The 8,906-nt window shown below is 72.4% G+C and carries 7 protein-coding genes; 4 read left to right on the plus strand and 3 right to left on the minus strand.

What is annotated here, in order from left to right; all coding sequences use genetic code 11:
• The first annotated feature begins 2 nt into the window (after nt 1-2).
• Nucleotides 3-1,715 carry a S9 family peptidase gene (locus SACPADRAFT_RS0200290; RefSeq protein ID WP_007025354.1) on the plus strand — a complete coding sequence of 571 codons (1,713 nt, stop codon included), beginning with the start codon at nt 3-5 and terminating at the stop codon, nt 1,713-1,715.
• Between the two features lie 33 nt (nt 1,716-1,748).
• Here the strand turns inward: SACPADRAFT_RS0200290 and SACPADRAFT_RS0200295 are convergent, their stop codons facing one another.
• On the minus strand, nt 1,749-2,402 hold the full coding sequence (locus tag SACPADRAFT_RS0200295) for an RES family NAD+ phosphorylase (protein WP_007025355.1): 654 nt from the start codon (nt 2,400-2,402) through the stop codon (nt 1,749-1,751).
• A 34-nt stretch (nt 2,403-2,436) separates the two neighbouring features.
• Nucleotides 2,437-3,024, minus strand: coding sequence for a MerR family transcriptional regulator (locus SACPADRAFT_RS0200300; RefSeq protein WP_007025356.1), 588 nt, complete (start codon nt 3,022-3,024; stop codon nt 2,437-2,439).
• A 227-nt stretch (nt 3,025-3,251) separates the two neighbouring features.
• Between SACPADRAFT_RS0200300 and SACPADRAFT_RS0200305 the strand changes: the two genes are divergently transcribed.
• Nucleotides 3,252-3,653 (plus strand): NUDIX hydrolase, encoded by a 402-nt coding sequence (locus tag SACPADRAFT_RS0200305; RefSeq protein WP_007025357.1) that lies wholly within the window; start codon nt 3,252-3,254, stop codon nt 3,651-3,653.
• Nucleotides 3,654-3,711: 58 nt separating this feature from the next.
• Here SACPADRAFT_RS0200305 and SACPADRAFT_RS0200310 read toward each other — a convergent pair whose 3' ends face one another.
• Nucleotides 3,712-4,389 (minus strand): MBL fold metallo-hydrolase, encoded by a 678-nt coding sequence (locus SACPADRAFT_RS0200310; protein WP_028662106.1) that lies wholly within the window; start codon nt 4,387-4,389, stop codon nt 3,712-3,714.
• A 262-nt stretch (nt 4,390-4,651) separates the two neighbouring features.
• Here SACPADRAFT_RS0200310 and SACPADRAFT_RS0200320 point away from each other — a divergent pair, with 262 nt between their 5' ends.
• A complete protein-coding gene (locus tag SACPADRAFT_RS0200320) occupies nt 4,652-5,782 on the plus strand; it encodes an acyltransferase family protein (protein ID WP_007025359.1) in 1,131 nt (376 codons plus the stop codon).
• 155 nt (nt 5,783-5,937) lie between these two features.
• On the plus strand, nt 5,938-8,796 hold the full coding sequence (uvrA, locus tag SACPADRAFT_RS0200330; protein WP_007025360.1) for an excinuclease ABC subunit UvrA: 2,859 nt from the start codon (nt 5,938-5,940) through the stop codon (nt 8,794-8,796).
• Nucleotides 8,797-8,906 lie beyond the last annotated feature (110 nt).

The following is an 8,906-nucleotide window of genomic DNA, read 5'->3' on the forward strand; positions in this document are numbered from 1 at the left end:
GCCTGGCCTTCACCGCCCCGGTGCCCGAGCCCGGCCGTTACGGCACCGGGACCGGTGCCGCCGACGTCGTCGGGGAGGGCGGGGGTACCGACGACGGCGCGCCCGCACCGGAGGCCGAAGCGCCGCGGCGGATCACCCGGCTCGACCACAGTCGGGACGGGGTCGGGTACCTGCGCGACCGGCCGAGCTGCCTGTTCGTGGTCGACCTCGGCGGGGTCCCCGGGGCCGACCACGGGTCCGGTGGATCCTCCGGCCCGGACGGCGCCGTGCCGGACGATCCGGTGCGGCTCACCGACCGCGCGGTCTCCGTCGAGGACCCGGCGTGGACACCGGACGGGCGCAGGCTGGTCGTGGTCGTGCCGCGGGACGGCGACCGGACGGAGACGTTGCACCGGGACCTCGGTGCCGTGCCCGCCGACGCCGCGGCACCGGTGCTGCCGGAGCCGGTGGTGCGGGGTGCGGGGGACGTGGCCCGACCGGTGGTCTCCGACGACGGCACCGTGTACTTCTACGGCACCGAGTTCCGCGGTTTCGCCGCCGTCGCCCGCAACACCGGGTTGTGGGCCGCCACCCTGCCCGACCCCGGCACGGTCGCCACCCCACGGCGCCTGACCGACGCCGAGACGGTGGACTGCGCCCGCGACGCGGGCCCTCCCGCGCCGTACGGCGACGGGGTGCTGGTCGCCCTGCTGCACCGGGGTGCCGTCGAACTGCGGTCGGTGCCCCGGGACGGTGACCGCGTGGACCTGACCGGGCTCACCGTGCTCTCCGGCGGGCGGGCCGCCGTGCGCGGCTTCGCCGTCGACGGGACCCGGATCGCGGTGGTCCGCGCGGGTCCGGCGGACACCGGTGAGGTGACCGTGCTCGGATCCGACGGGACGGAGACCACCCCGACCGACTTCTCCGCGCCCCTGCGTGCGGCGGGGGTGCGCCCGGCCGAGGAACTGAGCACCCACGCACCGGACGGGTACCCCGTCCACGGCTGGCTGGTCCGGCCGGACGGTCCGGGGCCGCACCCGGTGCTGCTGGTCGTCCACGGGGGACCGTTCGCCCAGTACGAGTGGAGCCTGTTCGACGAGGCACAGGTCTACGCCTCCGCCGGGTACGCGGTGGTCCTGGGCAATCCGCGCGGCTCGGCCGGGTACGGGCAACGACACGCGCGGGCCGTCCTCGGGCGGTTCGGCACCGTGGACGCCGACGACCTGCTCGCGCTGCTGGACGCCGCCCTCGCCCGTCCGGGCACGGACGCCGACCGGGTCGGGGTGATGGGCGGTTCCTACGGCGGATTCATGACCGGGTGGCTCGCCGCCCACCACGGACAACGCTTCCGCGCCGCGTGGAGCGAACGGGCCGTCAACGCCTGGGACTCGTTCACCGGCAGTTCCGACATCGGCTGGTGGTTCGCCGACGAGTACGTCGGCGCGGACCCGGAACGACAGCGGGCCGCGAGTCCCCTGACCCACGCCGACCGGATCACGCTGCCGTTCGCGGTGGTGCATTCGGAGCAGGACCTGCGGTGCCCGATCGAGCAGGCCCAACGGATGTTCGTCGCCCTGCGGCGCAACGGCACCGAGGCGGAGCTGCTCGTCTTCCCCGGCGAGGGACACGAGCTGACCCGGTCGGGCCGACCCCGGCACCGGGTGCAGCGCTTCGAGGCGGTGCTCGACTGGTGGCACCGGCACCTGCCGGTGGGGGAGGAGCCACCGGCGGGGTGACCCGGGCCCCGCATTGCCGGGGCGGGGCCCGGCTCAGTTCAGCATCACGTAGTTGAGTTCCTCGCACACCCGGCTCAACGGCACGTCGAGGCCGGGATGATCGAGCGGGAGCAGGACGTCCGGTGCGTCGGGCAGCGACCCGCCCGCGGGCGGGTCCCACAGACACACGGCCGGTTCCCCGGAATCCATCGACGAGCGGTACCAGACACCGTCGAGACTCCGGTAGGCCGCCCGGATCGCGCGGGCCCAGGCCTGGGTGATTTTCTTCGGGCCGCTGGAGATCTCCTGGGAGGCGCCGACCCGGGTGGGCCACAGCCCGCACAGGTCGAGCAGGCGCAGGGTGCGTGCGGGCCGGACGACGACGAGGTGCGGACCACGGGTCTTGCGGTCCACCGTCGAGGTGGTCTGGAACACCTCGGCCACGCTCGTGCGCACCGACAGTCCGAAGTAGAGGACCCCGTTGTTCCGGTCGGTGACGATGTCGCCGTGCCGGGGCTGCTGCGGGTCGAACCGGCCGTGCGGCAGCGGCCCCGTGTAGCGGAAGGTATCCCACTGCTGGGGGTGGTTGCCGTGCGCGGTGTAGACCCGGACCAGCCGGGTGGCGGGGTGCACGGCGACGATGTCCTCGGTCGGACGCAGCTCGTTGGCCAGTACGGCCTTCGACGGCGGCCGGGGCAGCCTTGCCATGGAACGTGACTAACCGATCTCGCGTGTCGCCGGGTCAGATCGCGGTACCGAGCGTACCGGCGAGCGCGGCCACCGGCTCGGGGTCACCACCCGCCAACAGCCACTGGCGCGGCGTGGCCTGCCTGCCGTTGATCACGAGGTCGGACTGGGGGGTGCTCATGAAGGCGGCGACCACCAGCGCGGGCTGATCCCCGGGCACCGCCCGCAGCACGGTGTCGAGACCCGGCAGCACTCCGTCGGCCGTGAACTGCCAGGCGGGCAGGCGCCACCCGCCCTGCGACTTCCAGCCGGTCAGGCGGTGCTCTTTGAGCCGGTGGCGGACACGGCTGTCGTCGACGCCGAGTTTCACCGCCGCGTCCGCGACGGTCAGGGCGGACTCGGCCAGCACCGCGTGGGCGGCGACCGTGCGTGCCCGGTAGTCGTTCTCGTCATCCCGCCGGGCGGAGAGGTCGAACCCGACGTCGGTCAGGGCCGCGCGCTGGTCGGTCGAGAAGTAGTGCGCCGGGTTCGGGCTCGGCGGTGTCAACCGCTTCGCCGCGTCCTCGACCAGCGCCAGGAACTCGGTCGGCCGCACGTTGAGGCCCGCCTTGGCCAACACGGTCTCCAGCGCCACGGTCGTCATGCACCCAGACTAACCCGCGTGTGCGGGTTCGTGCGCTCGCGCCGGTCCGGTGTGTCGCAGATCACGGAAAACGACACGATCCCACAGGAACGAACAGCGGAGGTCACCGACTCTCTACACACCGTGACCAGTCTGCTGTATTGCGTGACCGACGTCCAGGGTGGCGCGGCCGAGCGGGACGAAGGTCGTCCGGCGGCCCCCGGGACCGCCGGGCTAGCGTGGCCGGGATGAGCGGTGTGATCGACAGTGTGTCGTGGGTGCTGGTGCGGGGGCGGACGGTGCTGTTCGTGCGGACCGGGGGCCGGAGCAGGTTCTACCTCCCCGGCGGCAAGCGGGAGCCCGGGGAGACCGACGCCGGGTGCCTCACCCGGGAGGTCCGCGAGGAACTCGGCGTCCGGCTCGACGCGGCGAGCCTGCGCCGGTTCGCCGACCTGGACGAGCCCGCGGACGGCTACACCGACGGGCGCCGGGTGCACATGACCGCCTACACCGCCGACCACGACGGCCGGCTCGCGCCGCAGGGGGAGGTCGTCGAACTGGCGTGGTTCGGCACGGCCGACGCGGACCGGGTTCCCGCCGCGGGCCGTCGGGTGCTGGGCCTGCTCGCCGAACGCGGCGAGATCGACTGACCGGGGTCCGGGCGGAGCCCGGCCCGCCGCGCCGCGTCCGGCATGCTCCTCCGGGCTCTCACCAGCCCCGTTCGCGCCACTCGGCGAGCTTCGGACGTTCCGCGCCGAGCGTCGAGTCGTCGCCGTGGCCGGGGTAGAACCAGGTGTCGTCGGGCAGCGCCGCGAAGACCCGCCGCTCGACGTCGTCGAGCAGGGAGGTGAACTCCTCCGGCGAGTTCGTCTTGCCCACCCCGCCGGGGAACAGCGAGTCGCCGGTGAACAGGTGCGGGTGCCCGGCCGGGTCCCGGTACAGCAGGGCGATCGAGCCCGGGGTGTGTCCGCGGAGGTGGATGACCTCCAGCGTGCACTCGCCGACCGGGACCGTGTCGCCGTGCTCGACCAGGAGGTCCGGCGGCACCGGCAGCGGGGCGGCGTCGGCCGGGTGCGCGACCGTGTTCGCGCCGTGCGCCCCGGCGACCGCCCCGAGTGCCTGCCAGTGGTCGGGGTGCTGGTGGGTGGTGACCACGGTCCGCAGGGACGGACGGTCCGGTCCGTGGCCGACGAGGTCGGACAGGCGGTCCGAGTCGTTCGCCGCGTCGATCAGCAACGCCTCCCCGGTGGCGCGGCAGACCAGCAGGTAGGCGTTGTTGTCCATCGGGCCGACCGACAGCTTCGTGATGGTCAGTGCCTCGAGGACCCGACGCGCGGCGTCCCCGTTCGGTTCGACATGGCCGGTGTAGTGCTCGGTGACGTTCACCGTGCACACGGTAATAGCCGGGCCGACCCTGCTCGACCCGACACGACAGCACGGGGCTACCGTGCTGGAACCACCCTGTCAGGTGACCGTCGAGTGCTGGGGGGAACTCATGGCCACGACCGCGGACACAGGTGTGTCGCCCCGTTCCGGTCCACCACCGGAGGCGCCTGCGCCTCCGGTGAACGCGGCACCGCTTCCGCCGTCGCCACCGCCGGAGGCACCCGCGGACACCACGGCCCGGCGCTCGCCCGCACCGCGCCGGATGAGCTGGGACCTCATCCGGGTGGTGGCGATCCTGTTCGTGATGGCGGGCCACCTCACCGGGCTGGCCTCCACCCTCCCCGGGATCGAGCCCTACCCCGTGCAGATCGTGCTCCCGTTCGGCACGATCACCCTGTTGGTGCTGTCCGGGTACTTCGTCGGCCCGACCCTGCGGCGCGGTGCGGCCGGACGGTGGTTCCGGGCGCGGCTCGCCCGGCTGCTGCCCGCTTACCTGGTGGCGGTGCTCGCGGTTTACACGATCACCCGCGCCGTGGTGGTGCCGTTCAACGGCTGGCGGCACCGCGACGGGGTGCTCGGGTTCCTGTTCGGTGACCCGGTGCGCCCCGACGGGCCCGCCGCCGACGCGCCGCCCGCGTGGCACGTGCCCGACCTCGACGACCTGCTGACGCATGCCCTGCTCCTGCACGAGTGGATGCCCGGCACGTTCATCGACGGCTCGTACTGGACGCTGCCGCTGCAGGTCACCGCGTTCGCGGCGGCGGCGGTGCTCTGGCGGTGGAAACTGTACCGCGTCGTGGGCGCGACCGCCGTCCTGTGGGTGGTGCTGGCGGCCTCGGCCGGTTCGGTCGTGCTGGACATGATCCTGCCGCAACTGCCCACCGCGTCCGGGCTGTACCGTGCCTACCTGTTCGCGGCGGGTGCCGCCATCTGGCTGTGGCAGCAGCGTCGGCTGTCGACGCCCCACCTGGTGTCGCTGCTCGGAACGGCCGTGGTGATCCAGGTGTTCCGGTCGGGAGACCCGGTCGTCGGGGTGGTCGTGTGCTTCACGGTCATGCTCGTGGGTATGTGCCTCGCCGCACGCGGGCGCGACTGGGACTTCCCCGTGCTGCGGTGGCTCCGGCGGCCCGTGGGGTGGCTCGCCGGGATCAGCTACTGCCTCTACCTGGTGCACCAGCAGCTCGGATACGTGCTGACCCGGGCGCTCGTGGAGGCGGGGGTGACCCCGTGGTGGTTACGCTTGGCCGTGGTGGTCGCGGCGGCGGTCGTCGCGGCCTGGCTGCTCACCGTGCTCGTCGAACGGCCAGCGCACCGCGCGCTGACCCGGCCGCGTGCCGCGGGAGGGGCCCGGGAGGACGCCGCACGGACCGTTCCTGTCGGTGGTGCCCCCTAACATGGTCACCGCCGACCGACGGCGCACCACCGTGACCGTCAGGGTGACCGCCACCGTGCCCGACACGGCCGTGCCGGGCACGGCCGTGTGGGAGGACCGACGGGCTGCGGCCGTATCCGGCACGGCGTTGACACACCAGTCGAAAGGGACTTCGGGTGGCTGACCACCTCGTGATTCGGGGCGCCCGCGAGCACAATCTGCGCGGCGTCGATATCGACCTGCCCCGGGACAGCCTGATCGTGTTCACCGGCCTGTCCGGGTCGGGGAAGTCGAGCCTCGCGTTCGACACCATCTTCGCCGAGGGGCAGCGGCGGTACGTGGAGTCGCTGTCCGCCTACGCGCGGCAGTTCCTCGGCCAGATGGACAAGCCGGACGTCGAGTTCATCGAGGGCCTGTCCCCGGCGGTGTCGATCGACCAGAAGTCGACCTCGCGCAACCCCCGCTCGACCGTGGGGACGATCACGGAGGTCTACGACTACCTCCGCCTGCTCTACGCCCGCGCCGGTTCACCGCACTGCCCCCAGTGCGGTGAACCCATCAGCAAACAGACCCCGCAGCAGATCGTCGACCAGGTGCTCGACATGGAGGAGCGCACCCGGTTCCAGGTGCTCGCTCCGGTCGTGCGGGGGCGCAAGGGCGAGTACGTCGACCTGTTCGCCAATCTCCAGCAGCAGGGCTTCGCCCGGGTCCGGGTGGACGGCACCGTCTATCCGCTGAGCGAGCCCCCGAAGCTGAAGAAGCAGGAGAAGCACGACATCGGCGTGGTCGTCGACCGCCTCACGGTGAAGCCGAGTGCGAAGCAACGGCTCACCGACTCGGTCGAGACGGCGCTGCGGCTGGCCGACGGCCTCGTCGAGCTGGAGTTCGTCGACCTCCCCGAGGACGACCCGCACCGCAGGCGCGGCTTCTCCGAGAACCTCGCCTGCCCGAACGGGCACCCGCTGGAGATCGAGGACCTCGAACCGCGGTCGTTCTCGTTCAACTCGCCCTACGGGGCCTGCCCGGTGTGCACCGGGATCGGCGTCCGCAAGGAGGTCGACCCGGAGCTGGTGGTCCCCGACGAGGACCTCTCCCTGGCCGACGGCGCGATCGCGCCGTGGGCGGGCGGGCAGAGCGCCGACTACTTCCAGCGCCTGCTGGAGTCGCTGGCGGGCACGGTCGGGTTCCGGATGGACACCCCCTGGCGCAAGCTCCCGGCCAAGGCTCAGAAGGCGGTGCTGCACGGCGTGGACGAGCAGGTCCACGTCCGCTACCGCAACCGCTACGGCAGGCAGCGTTCCTACTACGCCACGTTCGAGGGCATCATCCCGTTCCTGGAGCGGCGGCACGAGCAGACCGACTCGGACTGGGCGCGGGAACGCTACGAGGGCTACATGCGCGAGGTGCCGTGTCCGGCCTGCCGCGGCGCCCGGCTGAAACCCGAGATCCTGGCGGTAACCCTGGAGCACGCCGAGCACGGACACCGTTCGATCGCCGAGGTGTGCGCGCTGTCGGTGGCCGAGTCCTCGGAGTTCCTGGACGGGCTGGTGCTCGGGCAGCGGGAGGAGATGATCGCCGGCGCGGTGCTGAAGGAGATCCAGGCCCGGCTGCACTTCCTGCTCGACGTCGGGCTCGACTACCTCTCGCTCGACCGCGCGGCGGGCACCCTCTCCGGCGGGGAGGCCCAGCGCATCCGGCTGGCCACACAGATCGGCTCCGGGCTCGTCGGGGTGCTGTACGTGCTCGACGAGCCGTCGATCGGGCTGCACCAGCGGGACAACCACCGGCTGATCGAGACGCTCAGCCGGTTGCGCGACCTGGGCAACACGCTGATCGTCGTCGAGCACGACGAGGACACGGTCCGGTCGGCCGACTGGGTGGTCGACATCGGGCCCGGCGCGGGGGAACACGGCGGGCACATCGTGCACAGCGGCCCCGTCGGCGAACTGGAGGCCAACCACGACTCGCTCACCGGTGACTACCTCGCCCGCAGGCGGGAGATCCCGGTGCCGGACCTGCGCAGGCCCGCCGACCGCAAGCGCCAGGTCACCGTCGTGGGGGCGCGGGAGAACAACCTGCGCAACATCGACGTGTCGTTCCCGCTGGGCTGTCTGATCTCGGTGACCGGGGTCTCCGGCTCGGGCAAGTCCACCCTGGTCAACGACATCCTCGCGGTGACGCTGGCGAACAAGGTGAACAACGCCCGCCAGGTGCCGGGGCGGCACACCCGCGTGCGCGGGGTCCAGCACGTCGACAAGCTCGTGCAGGTCGACCAGTCGCCGATCGGCCGCACCCCCCGGTCGAACCCGGCCACCTACACCGGCGTCTGGGACCACGTGCGCAAGCTGTTCGCGGCCACCACCGAGGCGAAGGTGCGCGGATACCAGCCGGGCCGGTTCTCGTTCAACGTCAAGGGCGGCCGGTGCGAGGCGTGCGCGGGCGACGGCACGATCCGCATCGAGATGAACTTCCTGCCGGACGTCTACGTGCCGTGCGAGGTGTGCAAGGGCGCCCGGTACAACCGGGAGACCCTGGAGGTGCACTACAAGGGCAAGACGGTCGCCGACGTGCTCGACATGCCGATCGAGGAGGCCGCCGAGTTCTTCGAGCCGATCAAGGCCATCCACCGGCACCTGCAGACGCTGGTGGACGTCGGGCTCGGCTACGTGCGGCTCGGGCAGCCCGCGCCGACCCTGTCCGGGGGCGAGGCCCAGCGGGTCAAGCTCGCCAGCGAGCTGCAGAAGCGCTCCACGGGTAAGACCGTCTACATCCTCGACGAGCCCACCACCGGCCTGCACTTCGACGACATCCGCAAGCTGCTCGGCGTGGTCAACGGTCTGGTCGACAAGGGCAACACCGTCGTGGTCATCGAGCACAACCTGGACGTCGTCAAGACCTCCGACTGGATCATCGACATGGGGCCGGAGGGTGGTTCCGGCGGGGGCACGGTCGTCGCCGAGGGGACACCGGAGCAGGTCGCCGCCATGGAGGACAGCTACACCGGCCGGTTCCTCGCACCCGTGCTCGGCGACTGACCCGGCCGCGGCGTGTGCGGCGCGGCCGGTCACCGCGTACGCCGGCGGCACGGTACAAAACAGCAGGTGCACGGCCCGGCGAGCCCGGCACGGCGGAGCGTGGCGCCGCA

This window comes from Saccharomonospora iraqiensis subsp. paurometabolica YIM 90007 (genome assembly GCF_000231035.2).
Taxonomy (GTDB): Bacteria; Actinomycetota; Actinomycetes; order Mycobacteriales; family Pseudonocardiaceae; genus Saccharomonospora; species Saccharomonospora paurometabolica.

Bases quoted from the DNA above. Each gene is read 5' to 3' on its own strand.
- SACPADRAFT_RS0200295 (WP_007025355.1), bottom strand. From the start codon at position 2,402: ATGGCAAGGCTGCCCCGGCCGCCGTCGAAGGCCGTACTGGCCAACGAG.
- SACPADRAFT_RS0200300 (WP_007025356.1), bottom strand. From the start codon at position 3,024: ATGACGACCGTGGCGCTGGAGACCGTGTTGGCCAAGGCGGGCCTCAAC.
- SACPADRAFT_RS0200305 (WP_007025357.1), top strand. From the start codon at position 3,252: ATGAGCGGTGTGATCGACAGTGTGTCGTGGGTGCTGGTGCGGGGGCGG.
- SACPADRAFT_RS0200320 (WP_007025359.1), top strand. From the start codon at position 4,652: ATGAGCTGGGACCTCATCCGGGTGGTGGCGATCCTGTTCGTGATGGCG.